General features: G+C 62.0%; 20 protein-coding genes. 10 read left to right on the top strand and 10 right to left on the bottom strand.

Annotated features, from left to right (window positions below):
- Window positions 1–14 precede the first annotated feature (14 nt).
- Window positions 15–1,454: an amidohydrolase family protein gene (locus ACZ5G6_RS22565; protein WP_498688309.1), complete on the top strand. Its 1,440-nt coding sequence runs from the start codon at window positions 15–17 to the stop codon at window positions 1,452–1,454.
- 8 nt (window positions 1,455–1,462) lie between these two features.
- Window positions 1,463–2,200 carry a maleate cis-trans isomerase family protein gene (locus ACZ5G6_RS22570; protein WP_498688310.1) on the top strand — a complete coding sequence of 246 codons (738 nt, stop codon included), beginning with the start codon at window positions 1,463–1,465 and terminating at the stop codon, window positions 2,198–2,200.
- Here the strand turns inward: ACZ5G6_RS22570 and ACZ5G6_RS22575 are convergent.
- From ACZ5G6_RS22575 to ACZ5G6_RS22595, 5 genes are all read right to left on the bottom strand, one after another.
- Window positions 2,197–2,553: a hypothetical protein gene (locus ACZ5G6_RS22575; protein WP_223935024.1), complete on the bottom strand. Its 357-nt coding sequence runs from the start codon at window positions 2,551–2,553 to the stop codon at window positions 2,197–2,199. The genes ACZ5G6_RS22570 and ACZ5G6_RS22575 overlap by 4 nt on opposite strands.
- Before the next feature lie 114 nt (window positions 2,554–2,667).
- Window positions 2,668–2,910 (bottom strand): hypothetical protein, encoded by a 243-nt coding sequence (locus tag ACZ5G6_RS22580; protein ID WP_498688312.1) that lies wholly within the window; start codon window positions 2,908–2,910, stop codon window positions 2,668–2,670.
- Window positions 2,911–3,045: 135 nt separating this feature from the next.
- The gene (locus ACZ5G6_RS22585) at window positions 3,046–4,419 is read right to left on the bottom strand and encodes an NAD(P)(+) transhydrogenase (Re/Si-specific) subunit beta (RefSeq protein ID WP_498688314.1); all 1,374 of its coding nucleotides are present in this window, start codon (window positions 4,417–4,419) and stop codon (window positions 3,046–3,048) included.
- A complete protein-coding gene (locus ACZ5G6_RS22590; RefSeq protein WP_223935027.1) occupies window positions 4,416–4,748 on the bottom strand; it encodes an NAD(P) transhydrogenase subunit alpha part 2 in 333 nt (110 codons plus the stop codon). The genes ACZ5G6_RS22585 and ACZ5G6_RS22590 overlap by 4 nt, the downstream gene beginning before the upstream one ends.
- Complete coding sequence (locus ACZ5G6_RS22595; protein ID WP_223935028.1) at window positions 4,748–5,956, bottom strand: Re/Si-specific NAD(P)(+) transhydrogenase subunit alpha; 1,209 nt, start codon at window positions 5,954–5,956, stop codon at window positions 4,748–4,750. The genes ACZ5G6_RS22590 and ACZ5G6_RS22595 overlap by 1 nt, the downstream gene beginning before the upstream one ends.
- A gap of 185 nt (window positions 5,957–6,141) precedes the next feature.
- Here ACZ5G6_RS22595 and ACZ5G6_RS22600 point away from each other — a divergent pair, with 185 nt between their 5' ends.
- Together ACZ5G6_RS22600 and ACZ5G6_RS22605 are read left to right on the top strand one after the other, a co-directional pair.
- Window positions 6,142–6,753 (top strand): NADPH-dependent FMN reductase, encoded by a 612-nt coding sequence (locus ACZ5G6_RS22600; protein ID WP_223935029.1) that lies wholly within the window; start codon window positions 6,142–6,144, stop codon window positions 6,751–6,753.
- A 68-nt stretch (window positions 6,754–6,821) separates the two neighbouring features.
- Window positions 6,822–7,223, top strand: a complete 402-nt coding sequence (locus tag ACZ5G6_RS22605) for a membrane protein FAM174 family protein (protein WP_223935030.1) — start codon at window positions 6,822–6,824, stop codon at window positions 7,221–7,223.
- 42 nt (window positions 7,224–7,265) lie between these two features.
- Here ACZ5G6_RS22605 and ACZ5G6_RS22610 read toward each other — a convergent pair whose 3' ends face one another.
- Window positions 7,266–7,967, bottom strand: coding sequence for a GntR family transcriptional regulator (locus tag ACZ5G6_RS22610; protein WP_223935031.1), 702 nt, complete (start codon window positions 7,965–7,967; stop codon window positions 7,266–7,268).
- A 239-nt stretch (window positions 7,968–8,206) separates the two neighbouring features.
- On the opposite strand from ACZ5G6_RS22610, the gene ACZ5G6_RS22615 reads away from it, so the two are divergent.
- From ACZ5G6_RS22615 to ACZ5G6_RS22630, 4 genes are all read left to right on the top strand, one after another.
- On the top strand, window positions 8,207–9,373 hold the full coding sequence (locus ACZ5G6_RS22615) for a mandelate racemase/muconate lactonizing enzyme family protein (RefSeq protein ID WP_223935032.1): 1,167 nt from the start codon (window positions 8,207–8,209) through the stop codon (window positions 9,371–9,373).
- 91 nt (window positions 9,374–9,464) lie between these two features.
- Entirely contained in the window at window positions 9,465–10,835 is a 1,371-nt protein-coding gene (locus ACZ5G6_RS22620) for a cation:dicarboxylate symporter family transporter (RefSeq protein WP_498688319.1), read from the top strand.
- A 116-nt stretch (window positions 10,836–10,951) separates the two neighbouring features.
- Window positions 10,952–11,899, top strand: a complete 948-nt coding sequence (locus ACZ5G6_RS22625) for a phosphoglycerate dehydrogenase (protein WP_223935034.1) — start codon at window positions 10,952–10,954, stop codon at window positions 11,897–11,899.
- Between the two features lie 29 nt (window positions 11,900–11,928).
- Window positions 11,929–13,008: a tartrate dehydrogenase gene (locus ACZ5G6_RS22630; protein WP_223935035.1), complete on the top strand. Its 1,080-nt coding sequence runs from the start codon at window positions 11,929–11,931 to the stop codon at window positions 13,006–13,008.
- A 155-nt stretch (window positions 13,009–13,163) separates the two neighbouring features.
- On the opposite strand, the gene ACZ5G6_RS22635 is transcribed toward ACZ5G6_RS22630, so the two are convergent.
- Entirely contained in the window at window positions 13,164–13,373 is a 210-nt protein-coding gene (locus ACZ5G6_RS22635) for a DUF4177 domain-containing protein (RefSeq protein ID WP_223935036.1), read from the bottom strand.
- 74 nt (window positions 13,374–13,447) lie between these two features.
- Window positions 13,448–14,155, bottom strand: coding sequence for an HAD family hydrolase (locus ACZ5G6_RS22640; protein WP_223935037.1), 708 nt, complete (start codon window positions 14,153–14,155; stop codon window positions 13,448–13,450).
- A gap of 104 nt (window positions 14,156–14,259) precedes the next feature.
- Here ACZ5G6_RS22640 and ACZ5G6_RS22645 point away from each other — a divergent pair, with 104 nt between their 5' ends.
- Together ACZ5G6_RS22645 and ACZ5G6_RS22650 are read left to right on the top strand one after the other, a co-directional pair.
- On the top strand, window positions 14,260–14,901 hold the full coding sequence (locus ACZ5G6_RS22645) for an NADPH-dependent F420 reductase (protein WP_498688327.1): 642 nt from the start codon (window positions 14,260–14,262) through the stop codon (window positions 14,899–14,901).
- A gap of 225 nt (window positions 14,902–15,126) precedes the next feature.
- Entirely contained in the window at window positions 15,127–15,909 is a 783-nt protein-coding gene (locus ACZ5G6_RS22650) for a VOC family protein (protein ID WP_223935039.1), read from the top strand.
- A 14-nt stretch (window positions 15,910–15,923) separates the two neighbouring features.
- On the opposite strand, the gene ACZ5G6_RS22655 is transcribed toward ACZ5G6_RS22650, so the two are convergent.
- Together ACZ5G6_RS22655 and ACZ5G6_RS22660 are read right to left on the bottom strand one after the other, a co-directional pair.
- On the bottom strand, window positions 15,924–16,859 hold the full coding sequence (locus tag ACZ5G6_RS22655; protein WP_498688329.1) for a PaaX family transcriptional regulator: 936 nt from the start codon (window positions 16,857–16,859) through the stop codon (window positions 15,924–15,926).
- 110 nt (window positions 16,860–16,969) lie between these two features.
- Window positions 16,970–18,190 (bottom strand): integrase core domain-containing protein, encoded by a 1,221-nt coding sequence (locus ACZ5G6_RS22660; RefSeq protein ID WP_223933130.1) that lies wholly within the window; start codon window positions 18,188–18,190, stop codon window positions 16,970–16,972.
- Between the last annotated feature and the right edge of the window lie 48 nt (window positions 18,191–18,238).

Consider the following 18,238-nt stretch of genomic DNA (forward strand, 5'->3'; position numbering starts at 1 on the left):
CAAGGAGGACAACGATGTCCCAATTCCCCGATCTCGTCATTGCCAACGGCACCGTGGTCAACAGCTTCGGCCGGCAAGCGGCACACGTAGTAGTGGACAGCGGACGCATCGTCCAGCTCATTGACGCTACTGAACCCATTCCCGCGGCAGCACGGACCATTGAAGCGTACGGCCAGCTGGTCATTCCGGGTGGCATCGATGGCCACTGCCATGTTGCCCAAGTGACGGGCCGATTCCGCACTCTGGATGACTACCGGACCACATCAACGGCTGCGCTGTGGGGCGGTACCACCACCATCATCGATTTCGGCATCCCCCGCGATGCCCATGAGACACCGCTGGAAGCTGTGCTGAACAAGAAGCGGCTCGCCACCGAGTCCCGCTGCGATGTTGCCTTGCACGGCTCGGTTGTCACGTGGGATGAGACGGTGCCGTGGCAGCTTGAGCAGCTCATGGCCGAGGGTGTCCGGTCCGTGAAGATGTACACCACCAACCGCGGTTCAACCATGGCCGATGGCGACACCGTCCTGAAGGTGATGCGCGAAATGGTGCGCTTGGATGGCCTCACATACATCCACGCAGAGCATGATCCCATCATCACCGACTGCACAGAGCAGCACGTCGCGGATGGCCGCATCGGCATCGAGCACCTGCACCGTACGCGGCCTGAGCTTGCCGAGGAGATCTCGGTCAAGGAAACCCTGGCGATGGCTGAGTACACCGGAGCGCCCGTCTATTTCGTCCATCAGTCCACTCCGGGTGCGGTGGACCTGGTCACCGAGGCCCGCGAGCGCGGTCAGGAAGCGTACTCCGAGACATGCCCGCATTACCTGACCCTGGATGACACCGTCTACGCTTCCACGTTCCCCGAGTGGTACGCCTGCTGCCCGCCGATGCGGAGCGCCGAGACGGTGGCCGCCCTCAAGGAACGCCTCGCCGCCGGGGCCATCCACGCCGTTTCCTCGGACCACTCCTGCTACGACCTCTCGCAAAAACGCGAGCGCACGGACGACGTCCGCTATATGCCCCACGGCCTCCCCGGCGTCGAGACGCGCATGCCCGTGACGTTCACTGCATTGGTCACTGAATCGGGTGGTTCTGTGGAGGAGTTCGTTGAGGTCTTCTCCGCCGGCCCCGCCAGGATCAACGCAGTGCCGCGCAAGGGCGCGATCGTGGAAGGCTTCGACGCCGACCTCGTGATCTTTGATCCCGCCTTCCAGCAAACCGTCGACGGCGGTGCGCTGCACATGGGGACTGATTTCTCGCCTTTTGAGGGGAAGACGCTCAATGGCTGGCCCGCAGCAGTGATCTCCGCTGGACGAGTGGTCCTTGACGAAGCAGGTTTCCACGATCCCGGTGCGGTGGGTCGCTTCGTGTCCCGCAATGGCTTCACGGAACACCGCGACGCACTCTCTGTTCCTGTCATTCCCTCTGCCGAATCCCTCAGCGCCTAGGAGCAACCATGCCTTCAAACAACCGCCCCATCCGCATCGGCATGATCGTGCCGTCCTCCAACACTTGCCTTGAGCCGCAGACGTACCGGATCCTGGGTGATCGCCAGGATGTAACCATCCATTCAACCCGCATACCGGTCACGCGGATCGCCCTGGACGACTCCTCGGACAAGCAATTTGATTCATCGGTAATGCGTGCCGCCGCCGAGTTGCTGGCCACAGCGAATGTGGACGTCATTGCCTGGAACGGCACCTCCGGATCCTGGCTTGGCGCTTCCCACGATCATGCCTTGGTCAGTGAGATCACCGACGCCACCGGCATACCGGCCACCACGTCCACGCTCGCCTACTTGGACGCGTTTTCCACCTTTGGCACCGAGCGAATCGGATTGTTCACGCCCTATACGGCAGACGTGAATGAGGCCGTAATCGGGTCCTACGCCAGGGAAGGCATCAAGACGATCGATCACCGGCACCTAGACCTGACGGATAACGAATCCTTTGGTCGAGTCACCGATGAGGAGATGCTGCCGGGTTCCCTTGAACTGGCCGCCGCCCACCCGGATGCCTTGGTCTACCTGTGCACCAATCTTTACGGAGCCAACATCACGGCCGAGGTGGAGGCCCGGACCGGCGTTCCCGTGCTCGACTCGGTTGCCGTGACGCTCTGGCATGCGCTCAAACTCGCTGGCGCACCGCTGCTCGACGCCAAGTGGGGCCGCTTGTTGGCTGACGCCGTGGCCTAGTCTTTGTTGTCCTCATCGATGCGTTCGAGCAGCTTGCCGAGGGCATCGCGGATGTCGTCGTAGTCGTTCTGGGCAGCCCGACTTTCGGCAGAGATGACCGCGCATCTGTGGATCTTCTTGAAGTCGCCGATAGGGAATTTGTAGTGGCCCTTTTGATCGGCCGGATGGTCGTCGTCCACGCCGAGATACCACTTGGAGTACTCGGCCTGGCCATCCTTCTCCAGGAACTCATTCTCGTCCTTGGTGGACGGGGCGTGCTCACTCCAGTCATCCCGGACGTCCTTGACCACCTTGCCGTCACGGATCAGGTGCTTCGCGTTGTCGAAGGCTTTCTTGTTGAGTTTCACGGTCATGGCGCAACCTCGCTTCGATGTGGCGGTTCGGCATGGGTTGGGTAACTCGTACGGTTCAGCTTAGGACGGCGGCGGATGACCGGGAAGAGCCAGTGCCCGGCGCCCTCCAAGGATTCAGGGGATGAGCCGTATCCGAAGCCCACTTCCGGGTTCCTTCATCACCAGCCGTCGTTCTATTGCTCCCTGTTGTTTGAGCCATAGAACTTTGCCGTCGGCAGTCACGGCCTCCACCCGGCCTTGGTCCACGATCTTGTTGCCACGCCAGATTTGCACATCCTGGCCAACGAGTGGCCTCCAATCCGTCACCCTCTTGCTTTGTGGTTTGTCGAAGCGGGAATCGGGGGTCGAATACTTCATATCGTCGTGCAATCGCTGACTCCTCGCCATGCATCTTTCCGCAGTCGCCGTCTGGGCAGACTTCTGTACAAAAGATGTGGCTCTGCGAGCCCGGATATGACGCGAAAATGCACGCCGAAATTGGGGGTGCGCCTCCTACAGGCCCTTCACTGCTCCCAACACCTTGGTCAACGAATCCTTTGCGTCGCCGAACAGCAAAGTGGTCTGAGGCTCATAGAGAAGTTCGTTTTCGATGCCCGCGAATCCAGGCCGCATGGAACGCTTGAGGAATACCACCTGCCGGGCGTCGGCTACTTCCAGGATGGGCATTCCGTAGATCGGAGACCCTGATGTGGTCTTGGCTGCAGGGTTGACGACGTCGTTGGCGCCCACCACCAAGGCGACGTCGGCAGTCTTGAATTCCGGGTTGATGTCGCTCATTTCCTTCAGCGATTCATAGGGCACGTTGGCCTCGGCCAAGAGGACGTTCATGTGCCCGGGCATGCGTCCAGCCACAGGATGGATGGCGAAGTCCACCTCGGTCCCGCGGGCCTCCAAAGCCAAGGCCAACTCAGCGGCTGTGTGCTGGCCTTGCGCCACAGCCAAGCCATATCCGGGAACGATAATCACCCGCTGGGCGTAGCCGAGCAGCACCGCGACATCTTCCGGGCTGGAGGATCTGACCGGGCGCTCACTCACGGCGGTGGACCCAGCCGTGGAGCCACCCTTGAAGGCACCGAACATGATGCCCGCAACGCTGCGGCCCATGGCGGCGGCCATGGCCCGGGTGAGAATGGTGCCTGACGCTCCCACAAGCGTTCCGGCCACCACCAGGAGTACGTTGCCAAGCACCAACCCGGACGCCGCCACGGCCAATCCAGTGAAGGCGTTGAGCAGCGAGATGACAATGGGGACGTCGGCGCCGCCGACCGGGAGCACCAGCAGGACACCGGCCACAAGACCAAGGATCAGCAGCCCCAGCGCCAGCAACAATGCACCATTCAGTATCACCACTACCCCAGCGCCCACTGCGGCCAGCAGCACCACGGCCATCAGCACCGGCAGGCCCGGGAATGTCACCGGCCTGGTGGTCATCAGCCCTTGCAGTTTGGCAAAGGTGACTCCAGAACCCGCAAAGGAAACCGCCCCGACCAGCAGCGTGAACACAATAGCCAAGCGAACCCACGCGTCACCTGTATGCGAGAGTTCCAGCAAGGCCACCAGGGCGGCGGCACCGCCACCCACACCGTTGAACAGGGCCACGAGTTGGGGCATCTGTGTCATCTGAACACGCCGGGCCACGGGTGCGGCCACCACCGAGCCCACGGCGATTGCCCCAAGAATCCAAGGAACGTTGTCCAGCTTCACCGAGACGAACACAGTAACCACGGCCAACAAAGCACCGAATGCACCAATGAGGTTTCCGCGCCGTGCAGTCCGCGGGGAATTGAGTCCCTTCAAAGCAAGGATGAAACATGCGGCCGCTGCGAGGTAAAGGAGAGCCGTCCACGTGGGATCCAGAAGAGTCACGGGCGGCGCTCCTTAGCCGCATCATCAGATGCGATAACTGACGACGGCGGCCGTTGCCTCCCACGGAACATCTCCAGCATGCGGTCGGTCACCACGAATCCGCCCACGAGGTTGGCCGTGGCAAGGACGACGGCCAGCAGGGCGACGGCCAATACCCACGGATCAGAGGCTTGTCCAGCGACGATGATGGCACCCACCAGGATGATTCCGTGGATCGCGTTTGCCCCGGACATCAGGGGCGTGTGGAGGGTACTGGACACCTTGGAGACCACCTCGAAGCCCACGAAAACCGCCAGCACGGTGATCGTCAGCAGGCTCATGCCATCCATCAATGCGCTCCTTCACTGCCAAGGTTGGCCGCTGAATGGGCACTGCCAAAGGGGCCAGTCTCGCCGGCCAGCGCCGTGAGTGCTTCAGCTGTTGGTGCGTGCCGCACCTCGCCGTCGTGGGTGAGGCAGGTACCCGCCACCACCTCGTCCTCAAAGTCCGGTGCCACCACTCCCTCCCGGGTCATTAGTGCGATCAGGTTGGCCACATTCTTGGCAAACAAGCGCGAGGCATCCGCCGGCATCGCAGACGCCGGGTCCTTGAGCCCCACCAACGTCACCTCACCTTGCCCATCAGCGGTGGGGATATGGATGTCCTGCCCGGGGATGCTGCCTTCCACGTTTCCCCCCGACTCGGCAGCCAGATCCACCACTACGGATCCGGGGCGCATCCCTTGGACCATTTCACGGCTCACAAGAAGCGGTGCGCGCCTTCCGGGAACGGCGGCCGTCGTAATGAGGACATCTGCCTGCGCTACGTGGGGGGTCAGGAGAGCGCGCTGCAGGGCGCCCCTGTCTGCGCTGAGCTCGCGAGCATACCCGCCTGAGGCCTCAGCTGTTTCGAGGTCCAGCTTAATGAAAGTTCCGCCCATGGAAGCCACTTCGTCTGCCGACGCCGGGCGGATGTCGTTGGCTGAAACCCGCGCGCCAAGCCTCTTGGCGGTCCCGATGGCCTGAAGCCCGGCCACACCTGCGCCCAGCACCAGGACACGGGCCGGCGGAATGGTCCCGGCCGCAGTCATGTACAAGGGGAAGAACCGTGGCAGTCGCGTCGCGGCCTCAAGGACACAGCGGTATCCGGCTACGAGAGCCTGTGAGGTGAGGGCGTCCATGGACTGGGCCCGGGAGATCCGGGGAACCAGTTCCAGGGCAAACGATGTGATGCCACCCGCGGCGAGCGCCCGGACCGTTGGCAACTCCGACGACGGCGACCCCAATCCAACAGTGACTGAACCCCGGCGGAGGGCTCCCGCCGTCGACGGTTCCATGGGACGCACATGGCAGTAAACGTCCAACAATCCGAGATCCAAGGACTGCACAACAGAAGCGCCGGCCTGCCGGTAATCGTCGTCGCTGTGCCCTGAGGCAAGCCCCGCACCGGATTCGATCTCCACTTCAAGGCCCAAACCCGTCAATTGCTTGACAGTTTCGGGCGTGGCTGCGACCCGGCGCTCACCGTCGAGCACCTCGCGCGCTATGCCTGCTTTCACCCGCCACCCCTCTTCCGGAACTCTCCAGAAACCAGTTGGCACGAGTCTATGGCCGCAAGGGTCCGGACGGGAGTAGGGGGTGCGCTATGTGGACAAGTCCATTAGGGTCGGTGGAAGCTGGGGCAACCAGCCACCACACCGTCGACGAGCCGGTTCCGGCCGTGCCGTCGGGAAGGAACGCCGCTATGGACACATTCAAGATCGGCTATTTCGTCGGAAGCCTCTCAAGTACCTCCATCAACCGGGTCCTCTCCAAGGCGCTCATCAGCGTGGCGCCTCCGGAACTGGAATTCCATGAGATCGCCATTCGGGACCTCCCGTTGTACAGCTCCGACTACGACTCCGACTTTCCGCCTGCCGGCAGGGAATTGAAGGATGCGATCGCCGCATCGGACGGCATCTTGTTCGTCTCCCCCGAGTACAACCGCTCCATTCCAGGCGCTTTGAAGAACGCCATCGACTGGGGATCCCGGCCGTGGGGCACCAACTCCTTCGCCCGGAAGCCCACCGGCATCATCGGCGCATCGCCGGGAGGCATCGGAACCGCGGTGATGCAGTCCTCGATGCGCAGCGTCCTCAGCTTCCTCGACGCGCCGCAGCTGAATGCACCGGAGGCTTACATCCGCTTCGTCGCGGACGCGTACGACGACGACGGCTCGGTTAAGGACGAAGGAACCGCCGGGTTGCTGCGCCACTATATGGCGGAATACAGCGCGTTCGTGCAACGTGTCCTCGCTGCCAACGCTCCGGGCCATATCGGCGATAAGGAACCTGATTCGGCCAAGCTCACGCGCTAGCCTCTCATTGGTCAGTATGCTTACTACTATGAGGATTCGCGAACACGCCCTATCCCGTAGGAGAAACGATGCTTCGTAGACTAGCCCTGACCACCCTGGCCCTGGCCCTCTTCACCGGGTCCCTGCTATCCGCCGCGGCAGCAGCAAACGCAGCAAACCCGGCCGCCTTACAAGGCCACGTAGCTGCCACCACTCCCACGCCGTCGGCCTCGCCCAGCAACCCTTCCGGCCCGTCAACGGCAACACCCACAAACCCAGCTCCTTCATCCGGCGGGCAAACCACGTCCAATCCGGCAAGCAGCGGACCCGCCAACCCGGGGACCGGAGAGTCCGAGCCCCAGGAACAAACCCGGACCGACGTCACGCCGTGGATCCTGGCCGCTGTTGCTGCGATCATCGTCATTGCGCTGATCATCTGGGCGGTTCGTGGACGTGGCCGGAACGAGGAAGTGCGGGACGAGCAACTCTAAGACGAACCGGAGCCCCAGGAACGAGAATGAAGTCGGCGGATACTAGGAGGTTTTCTCCATGGACGGCGACTGGACGTTTTCGCGTTCCTCCAGGGCTCCGGTTACCGAGGCTGTGAGGCTGTTGGCAATGTGGGTGCGTGCGAGCTCGGCGGCGCCTGCGCCGTCGCCGGCGATGATGAGCTCGAGGATCTGGTGGTGCTGGTTCAAGTCGATCGTGCGGGGCTCGTCCCCGGAGGGGAGTTCGAGGCCGATGCGGCGATAGCGGTCGGACTTGTCCCACAGGTCATCCAGGAGCTTGATCATGACGTCGTTGTGCGAGGCGGCGTAGACGGCCCGATGGAATTCCCTGTGCACGGTGATCGCATCCTCGCCCCAGACCCGGGTAACAGGCAGGAGCTTTTCGGCCGCCGAGCGCATCGCGGCAATATCAGCGTCAGTCCGGCGTGAGGCTGCCAGTTCCGTTGCCGATGGTTCAAGTGAGAGGCGGACCTCAAGGAGTTCACGCGCCTCGGAGGCGCTCATTGTGGCCACCTTGGAATCGCGGTGGGTGTCCATGATGATCAGGCCCTCGCTTGAAAGCCGGCGGATCGCTTCACGCAAAGGGGTGATGCTCATTTGCATGTTGTCGGCCAGCTCGTACTGGGAGATCCGCGAGCCAGGGGCAAGACCGCCGGAGAGGATCAACTGACGGAGTTCGTTGTACGCCAGGCTGCCCTTGCTGGAAAAGACGTTGGTGGTGTTCATCTGAAGCTCCGAATCCCTCATCGGGGTACTGGGCCCCTCATGCACAGTATAGGCCGTTGTGAACATCTTATAAGAATTTTCCTCCAGGACTTGTGCTCCCCGTCACCGCGGGGCTAGCCTTGGACCCAAGTTCTTATAAGATATTTGTTCCAAGTTCTTCTGTTTCGGACCGCCATCGGCCTGGCCCTGGATCGAGTCTTATAAGAAATAAGAAAATCCAGCTCAGGAGAGGTTCAAAGATGAAAATCGTTTCCGCCCACGTAGGCACCATCCCCATCAGTTCCTCGATCCGGAACGCCTTTATTGACTTCACCAAGATGGACTGCACCATCATCGCCCTTGTCAGCGACGTGTTCGTCGACGGTAAGCCCTTGGTGGGGTACGGATTCAACTCCAACGGCCGTTACAACGCGACCGGCATCTTGGAAGACCGCATCCTTCCGCGCCTGCTCGACGCCCCGGCAGAGGACCTTCTGGATGAAGACGGCCAGCTCTCGCCGCAGAAGGCCTGGGACATCATGATGTCCAACGAAAAGCCAGGCGGCCACGGCGAACGCTCCGTCGCCGTCGGTGTCGCCGACATGGCGCTGCACGACTTGGCCGCGAAGATCGCCGGCGTCCCGCTCTACCGCTGGATCTCGGACCACTACGGCGATGGCAACCCCGACAAGGATGTCTTCGTTTACGCCGCAGGTGGCTACTACGCCCCCGGGAAGACCCTGCAAGACCTCCAGAACGAAATGCGTGGATTCCTGGCCCAGGGCTACAACATCGTCAAGATGAAGATCGGCGGCGCCGATCTGGCCGAAGACCTCCGCCGCATCGACGCTGTGATCGAGGTCCTCGACGGCGACGCGTCCCGGTTGATGGTGGATGTGAACGGCAAATTCGACCTGGACACCGCACTGGAATATGGCAAGGCCATCGATAAGTACGGACTGTTCTGGTACGAGGAAGTCGGCGACCCGCTGGACTACGCCCTCAACGCTGCGCTCTCTGAGCACTACAAGAACCCGATCGCGACAGGCGAGAACCTTTTCTCCCTCCAGGATGCCCGCAACCTCATCCGCTATGGCGGCATGCGCCCGGACCGCGACTTCATCCAGGTCGACCCGGCGCTAAGCTACGGCCTGACCGAATACCGCCGCATCCAGGACATGCTGGCCCAGCACGGCTGGTCCTCCCGCCGCTGCATCCCCCACGGCGGGCACCAGTTCTCCCTGCACATCGCGGCTGCGCTGAAGCTTGGCGGCAACGAGTCTTACCCGGGCGAGTTCCAGCCCACCGGCGGCTTCACCGACGACGCTGTGATCGTCAACAGCCGCGTAGCCCCCGGCGACCTGCCCGGTATCGGCCTGGAAGGCAAGGCCGAGTTCTACAAGGTTCTGCGCGCACTGCACGACTAGACCACTTGACCGTGCCCGGTCCCGGGCAGGAACTGCCCGGGACCGCACCTCTCATCTTCCCCCCAGTCTGACGTGCAAAGGAGCACCCAAGATGTCGTCTCACTCCCTTAAGAACACCCAGTCCCCAGCACCCAAGCAGCGTTCCCGGTTCGGCCGGTTGATGCGTGAACTTTGGTTCCAAGTCGTCCTGGGGGCCGTCCTGGGCATCGCCGTCGGGCTGCTGCTGCCCTCGGTCGGCAAGCAACTGACACCACTGAGCGACTGGTTCATCGCCCTGGTAAAGATGATCGTCATCCCCGTGGTGTTCTGCGTCGTCTCCCTGGGCATCGCTTCGATGGACAGTCTCCGGAAAGCCGGTCGCATCGGGGTCAAGGCGCTGGGCTATTTCATCGCACTGTCCCTGGTATCCATGCTGATCGGTTTGGTCGTGGCCAACGTCTTCCGGCCCGGTGCCGGAATGAACATCGACCCCGCCAAGCTGGATTCGAGCAAGGTTCCGGCCGCCGCGTCCAAGGGCTTCGACGGTCTTGAATTCGTCAACAACATCATCCCTGAGTCACTCCTCGGTGCCCTGACCGGGCACACCATCATTGCAGCGCTGATGGTCTCCATCGTCTTCGGAGCTGCCATGAACGTCTCCGGAGAATCCGGCCAGTTCCTGACCAAGGGCATCCAGGCCCTTTCCACCGTGATCTTCAAGATCGTCAACTGGGTCATGCGACTGGCCCCGATCGGCACGTTCGGCGCCCTCGCCGCGGTGACAGCCAACTACGGGACCCAAAGCCTGCAGCAGTTGGGCATCCTGGTCCTGTTGTTCACCGCCACCTGCATCGTCTACGTCGTAGTCGTCCTGGGCGCCATCGCCAAAGCGTGCGGGATGAACATTTTCACAGTCATGCGCTACTTCAAGGCTGAACTGCTCATCGCCTTGAGCACCTGCTCCAGCGAAGCTGTCCTCCCGCAACTGATTAAGAAGCTCGAAGCCATGGGCGTAGGCAAGTCGACCGTGGGCATCGTCATTCCCTCCGGGTTCTCCTTCAACCTCGACGGTTCCGCCGTCTACCTGACCATGGCTTCAGTGTTCCTGGCCCAGGCTGTCGGCATGGACCTCTCCTGGGAACAGCAGCTGGTCATGGTCGGTGTCATGATGCTGACCAGCAAGGGCACAGCCGGCATCGCAGGCGGCGCATTCATCGTCCTGGCCAGCACCCTCAGCTCGGTCGGCGGCATTCCGCTGGCCGCCCTCGCCCTGATCGTCGGCATCGACCGGCTCCTGAACGAAGGCCGCGTTTTCATCAACGTCCTCGGCAACGCGATGGCAGCCGTCGTCGTCGGCAAATGGGAAAAGGACTTCGACCCTGTCCAGGCCCGCAAGGCCCTGCACGCCTCAGGCCAGAAGAAGAACAAGCTCGAATCAAAAACACTGGAACCGGTGGAAGCCGACAAAATCGACGTCCACTAACCCGCACATCCCAGGGCCGCCGCGCGCCGCGGCGGCCCTGGCCGCGTGAACCCCCAAGCCCTCCCTGCCGCTGGGCACAGCGCATCCATAACAACCACCATAGGAAATACCGCGCCATGGCCGTCCGCATCTTGATCACCACTGACTACCTCCGCCCGGGAGACGCCGTCGACCATCTCCTGCGCGAGCACGGACTCGACCCGGTCTACGCACCAGCCCAAGGACCCAGGTCCGTTATGGAACGCAACTCGTTGTTCGAGGGCATCTCCGGAGCCATCCTCGCCAGCGAACCCGTCACCTCAGACATGCTCGCCGGCGCGGACTGCCTGCAAGTCATTGCCCGCAGTGGCGTGGGGTATGACTCCATCGACGTCAAGGCCGCCTCCGCCCTCGGCATCAGGGTCTGCAACGCGCCCGGAACAAACCACCATTCAGTCGCTGAACTAACCATCGGGCTGATCATCACGGCCGCCCGCCGTCTCCTGGAAGTCACCACCGCAGTCCGTGAAGGCCGCTGGCCACGCGATGCAGGCCGCGAGCTGCGCGGCTCAACCCTGGGCATCATCGGCTACGGCCCCAGCGGACGCGCCACGGCAAACCTCGGCATCGCCCTGGGCATGACCGTCCTGGTCAGCACCAGCCACCCCGATCCCGACAACACCGCCGTCCGGTTCACCGACCTCGACACCGTCATCGGCAGCGCCGACTACCTCTCCCTTCACACCCGGGCAGGCCACAGCACAGGTCAACTCATCGACGCACCCCGGCTGCAAGCGATGAAACCCACCGCCGTCCTGATCAACACCTCCCGCGGCTCACTCGTGGACGAAGAGGCCCTGGCCAAGGCAGTCTGCAATGGCAGCATAGCCGGCGCCGCCTTGGACGTTCTCGACAATGAACCCCTCCCGGCCGACAGCCCCCTCCACCGCCTGGAGAACGTGTACATCACCTCCCACCTCGCCGGACAAACAGTCCAGGCCCGGACGCGGGCGGGTCTTGCCGCAGCTCACGCCGTGATCGACGTCCTCGAAAACCGTGAACCGGCTCACCCGGTCGACCGCTAACCACACACTAACGACGAAGAAGGATCCTGATGTCGAAATCCCACCGCATCGCAGTCATTCCCGGCGACGGAATCGGCACCGAAGTCGTGCCCGAAGGGCTCCGCGTCCTGGACGCTGCAGCCTCAGCTTTCGATCTGAACCTGACGTACGAGCACTTCGACTACGCCTCAGCTGACTACTACACCCGCCACGGGAAAATGCTGCCAGAGGGATGGTTTGAAGACCTGAACCAGTTCGATTCCATCTTCTTCGGTGCCGTCGGCTGGCCCGACGTTGTCCCTGACCATGTTTCGCTCTGGGGCAGCCTCCTGCAGTTCCGGCGACACTTTGACCAGTACGTCAGCCTGCGCCCGGTCAGGCTTCTGCCCGGCGTGCCCAGCCCCTTGGCCGGCAGGGTCCCCGGTGACGTCGACTTCTATGTGGTGCGCGAAAACACCGAGGGTGAATATTCCAGCATCGGCGGGAAGATGTTCGAGGGAACAGACCGCGAAACGGTCATCCAGGAAACCGTCATGACCCGCACCGGCGTGGACCGGATCCTGAAGTACGCCTTTGATCTGGCCCAGAGCCGGCCCAAAAAGCACCTGACTTCTGCTACTAAGAGCAACGGCATCTCCATCACCATGCCCTACTGGGATGAACGCGTCCAGGAAATGGCCGCGATGTTCAGCGACGTGAAGGTCGATAAGTACCACATCGACATTCTGGCCGCTAACTTCGTCATGCACCCGGACTGGTTCGACGTCGTCGTTGCCAGCAACCTGTTCGGCGACATCCTCTCCGACCTCGGACCTGCCTGCACTGGGACCATCGGCATCGCCCCCAGCGGCAACATCAATCCCGAGCGCAAATTCCCCAGCCTGTTCGAACCCGTCCACGGCTCCGCCCCGGACATCGCGGGCAAGGGCATCGCCAATCCCATCGGGCAGATCTGGTGCGCCGCGATGATGCTCGACCACCTGGGAGAACCAGACGCCGCGGCCGCCATCACAACCGCCATGGAAACCATCCTCGCCAGCGGAACAGACGCTCTCACCCCCGACATGGGCGGTAATGCCAGCACCGAACAGTTGGGCAAAGCCGTGGCCTCAGTCTTGAGCGCACCATGACGGCATCACCCACCTGAGCCCGCACGGAGACCCGCACCTACCTGCCGCAGACCCTCAAAAACACCGGGCGCAACCAACCGTTTACTCGTTGTCCCACTTCCTTGGAACCGGACGCCCCGCCATCGAGACGCGGCAGCTCGTTTCTCAAAGTCCACTTATCCGAGGCGCTCGAACACCATCGTCGCCTGGATCCGGTCCCCGCCGCCGAGCCCCTTGCTCCCGCTGCTCGACGTGGTTATGGTGTGGAGCCGGTAGCCCTTCGCGGCCTGATCGTTGATGGCCTTCTCCAGAGAGGTCAGATTGCCCGAACCGGTTCCCAACAGTTTCTCCTTAAGGATCACTTGCAGGACGACGTACTGCTGCATGACGCGATTTCCTTCCATTGCTGGTCAATTGGGGGCAATGCTACTCAACACTGTGGGGCGGGCGGTGGTGCCTCCTAAGCGCGGAGTGTCCCCGCCGTCAGCCGTCCAATGGCGCTGCTTTCCAGATTCTCCAGCAGGTGCCGCGGATTGTCGTAGACCTCTGCGGCGCCTGCGTCGCGGAGTTCTGCCTCGCTGATGCCACCGCAGGTCAGGGCTATAGCGGGAACGCCAATTGCTCCAGCAGCCTTTACGTCCCAGACCGCATCGCCAACAAACACGACGTCCGCTGGCTCGAGTTCCAGCTTCTTCAAGCACGCCAGGAGGATATCCGGGGCGGGCTTGCTTTCGTTCGCGTCATTCGAGCTGGTCCACGCGTCGATGGACCCGCCGGCGTCGAGGAGCCGCCTGCTGACATCAAGGTCGCGCTCTTGGGCTGACGATGCCAGCCCAACCGCCAGTCCGGAGTCGGAGCAAGCCGCAAGTAGGTCGCGCGCGGAATCGAAGGCGCGCAGTGACGGCCAGAACGTCGAAAACACAGCCCCGTGAGCGGATTTCAGTTCCTCTTGCATGTCTTCCGGGCAGTCCGGAACCAGGTGTTGAACCAGCTTGTCGCCACCCATTCCGACGCAGCGATGAATGTCGGATATCTGGATATCCAAGCCCTCCCTCCTGAACGCCTGCCACCAGGCGAAGGCATGGAAGTAGCTGGAGTCGATCAACGTCCCATCGACGTCAAAGAGGACACCATGTTTCTTGGAGCTGGGGTTCGCCGGAGTAGACATTTAGTAAGTCTACTTACCGTTCTCCTGCGCGGAAACCGGCTCATGGCTCCGACATATTCCGTAACGCCGGAAATACGCGTCTGCAACATCTTGTTGGCCTGAATATGACAACAATCGGAATCATCGGTGCAGGACACATTGGCAGCCAAGTGGCACGTAAGGCAGTGGAACTTGGCTACGACGTCGTGATCAGCAATTCACGGGGGCCGGAGACCCTCGCGGAACTGGTCACAGAACTCGGGCCGCGGGCCCGGGCCGCGACGGCAGCCGAGGCAGCAGCGGCGGGTGATTTCGCCGTCGTGACCGTTCCCCTGAAGAATTATCAGGACATCCCGGCAGAGCCGCTCGAAGGCAAGATCGTCATCGACACCAACAACTATTACTGGGAGCGCGATGGTCGCATTCCCGCGCTCGATAACGGCGAGGCCACCACCTCGGGCCTGCTCCAGAAACACCTGCCCACATCCAAGGTAGCCAAGGGCTTCAACCACATCTTCGCAAAAGACATCACTACCGATGGCACACCGGCCGGCACGCCCAACCGCCGCGCACTGGCAACAGCCAGCGACTTCCCGGAGGCCGCCGAGCTCGTGACCAGGCTGTACGACGAGTTCGGTTTCGATACCGTCAACATCGGGCCACTTGAGGACAGTTGGCGGGTTGAGCGCGACCGTCCCGCCTACGTAATCCGGCAGACCGCCGTCGAACTCCGCGACAACCTTGCCAAGGCGACGCGCACCATCTAAAGCAATACGCACGACGGCGGCAGGCGGCTTACGCCTGCCGCCTCCTTTATGTGTGCTGCTATGGCGCTTCCACACCACGAAGGGCAAGCAAGATTTGGGGACGCGAATCGCAGCACGAATTGGAGGCTGCACGCACATTATGAGTGGCTGCCTCCCGGAAGCCCGGCGCATAGGGCATCCGAGGAGGCGGCCATGCCTAATCAGCCCCAAAACCGAGGAGTTGCTATGTCTACCCACAAAGAGAAATGGCCTGCAGGAACACCCACATGGGTGGATCTGGGCGTCGATGATCTCCCTGCCGCGAAGTCCTTCTACACGGAGCTGTTTGGCTGGAACTACCTCTCCGGCGACGAGGAGGCCGGGGGCTACCTGCTGGCCCAACTCGACGGACATGCAGTTGCGGGACTTGGCCCCAAACAGGATCCCAACATGCCGACCGTCTGGACCACCTATCTTGCCTCGGACAACGTAGACACCACGGCCAAAGAGGTAGCAGCGGCTGGCGGCCAACTCATTGCTCCCCCCTTTGATGTGATGGATTCCGGGCGAATGGCAATTGCTGCGGACAGTGTCGGCGCGGTCTTTGGCATCTGGGAGGCGGGAAGCCATATCGGAGCGGAGCGCGTCAATGAACACGGTGCATTGTGCTGGAACGAACTCCACACCCGCGATTACGAGGTGGCCCGGTCCTTCTATGCGGATGTCTTTGGCTTCAGCTACCACGACGTCGATCAGGATGGGTTCATTTACTCAACCCTCAAGCGGCCTTCCGATGGCCGCGAAGTGGGCGGCATTCATCACGACACCGAAATTGCCGAGGGCGTCCCGAACCACTGGTTGGCCTGGTTTGCCAGCGACAACGTAGATCGAACTGCCGCAACGGCCTTGGAACTCGGCTCTTCGGCGTTGATGCCTCTCACGGACAGCCCGATGGGAAGGATGGCAATCCTGCAGGCACCGCAGGGGGAAATCTTCGGCATCATCGGCACGCCCCGGACCAAGGACTGAGCCGGAACCAACAACTAGGTAAGGACAGGGTCCAAGGCTTCGCTGATGACCTCATGGGCGTGCGCCGCAGCGAGGGGCGCCGCGAGGCGGTGCACTGCCTGGAAAGTCCGGCGGACTGCCGGTCCGTGCCATTCGGGCGGAAGGTAGTCCGCCGGCAGGTTTGGGTCGCGGTAGGGAAACTTTCGCCACAAGGTGAGCATCGGGATGTAGTAACGGAAAGCATCGCGGCGCACCTCTGCAGTGGAATCAGCCAAGGCAGCCTCAGGGTCATCGCCCACCAGGCCAATCCACTGCTGCTCGGCGCCCCGGTAGATCTCAAGGAACTCCGTGAATTGTTCATCGAGTTCCTTGAGATCCCACCACTCGGAGATCTTGGGCCGCATGGGGCCATCGAAAACGTAGTCGCTGCGGAAGAGATCTACGAATTCGATGAGCCCGCCCGCTGTGAGGCGTTCCCGGGCTTGCTCCAGTTTGTGGGCCGGCGCGATCCACACACCGGACGCCACCGATCCAAATCCCAGGCTGGATAAAGCGGACCTCAGCTGGTGACGGCGGTTCCGCATCGACTCTGGGACGGAGAACACGGCGAGCACCCAGGTATCCACGGGCGCTGGCTGCTCCGGGGCGAAGATCCTCCGATCACCTTCCCGGAAGACGTCGCTCACCGATTCAGAGATCTTGTACTTGGCAATGCCGCCTTCGCGGACGCTCTTCAGGACACCCTTGGCCTTAAGCCTGGAAACCGACGACCTCACACCTGGCGCGTCATAGCCGAGGGTACCGAGCATCGAAACCAGTGCGGAGACCGGCAACGCATCCCCAGCGTTCCTGCCGTAGAGACCGAAGATGGTAACCAGGAGTTGCTGATGGCGCACCGGGGGTGCCGGGACGGCGAACATTGAAGGATCCTCATTTCCGCGCCTGGGTAAGGCGCCAGTCATGTTCATCATAGGTGCGCCATGGATCACCGAGATGACATTTAAGGCCCATGTTGAGCTGTGTCATGTCTCAGGACATTGAGGACACTTCGAGTCTCAGGACTTCGTGGACACTGTATGTCTCATGACGTCGTGGACACTTGGTTCGCCATGAAGCCGCGGGGTTTGTTGTTGCCTATGTATTTGGTTCCTCTTGGCGGGCGCGGATGGGAAATGATTTCGGTTCCGTGCCCGTCGAAGAACATGATGCGTTGTGCGTCGTAGAGGATGTGGATTGTTTCTCCGGCGCGGTCTCTGCCTACTTGGAAGTGCGTGCCCACGACCGTGACGACGCCCAGGCGGCTGACGGTTCTTCGTACGGTTCGCCGGATCTGGGTTTTGATCTCAGAGATCACGGGGACCGAGGGGGCGGGCACTTTCTCGGTGGCTTCCCAAGCCTGTTGGGGAGTCATTCGGGCCGGCAGTGCCTGATGTTCACGCTCGGTGTTGTAGTAGTGGTCGAAGGTGTCGACCTGGGCTTGAAGATCCTTGATCGTTGAAGCCGGTTTTTGCTTGTGCAGAAACCGGTGCAGTGTGCGGTGGAATCGTTCGTTCTTGCCCTGGGTGGTGGGCTTGTAGGGCTTGCCCGTGATCGGTTCGACTCCGAGAGATCTCAGGTAGTCCACCAATGCCCCGCTTCGTCCCCTGCGTGTGGGGTTCAGGGCCATGCCGTTGTCGGAGAGAAACTTCCGGGGAACCCCGTGTTTACTGATGGCATGTTTGACCACCCGCAGGGCCGCTTCGCTCGTTTCTCCGGCCGCAACCAGTGACGCCAAGGCCAAGCGTGAATGATCATCAATGAGCTGGAAAATCACAACCTTCCGCCCGTTTTCCAGCTGCCATTCCGTGGCGTCGATCTGCCAGCAACAGTTCGGTGCGGGATATACGAACCGGCGGTAAGCGCTTCGAGGCTTCTTCCGCGGCTCCGGAACCACCATGCCGGCCTTGGTAAAGAGCCGGGCAAGCGTTGCCCGGGACGGCGGTTCCACACCGTCCCGGCGCATCCTTGCCTGAACGCTCAAAGGCCCATGGTCATGGCCTTGGGCCTCCAACGCTTCCCTCACATGCAAAGCCAACGCGGTGACCCCTGCGGGAGTAGCGTTAGGGCTGGTACGTGGCTTGGTCGAACGCATAGCCATCGCTTGTGCCGGCCCACCCGACACCGCAGCGGCCCTGACCTTATAGAACCAAGACCGTGAGACGTTGTGCTCGCGGCAGAAGGCTGCCACGGCACCTCGAGGACTCTCCTCAGGCCACGAGGCGACAAGATACCGGACCTTCATATCGGGTTTGAGTTCGCTCATGGAACGAGCAAAACCCGCACAAGTGCCCACGATGTCCCGAGACACACT

It is taken from the genome of Arthrobacter sp. TmtSoilC51, from assembly GCF_055388015.1.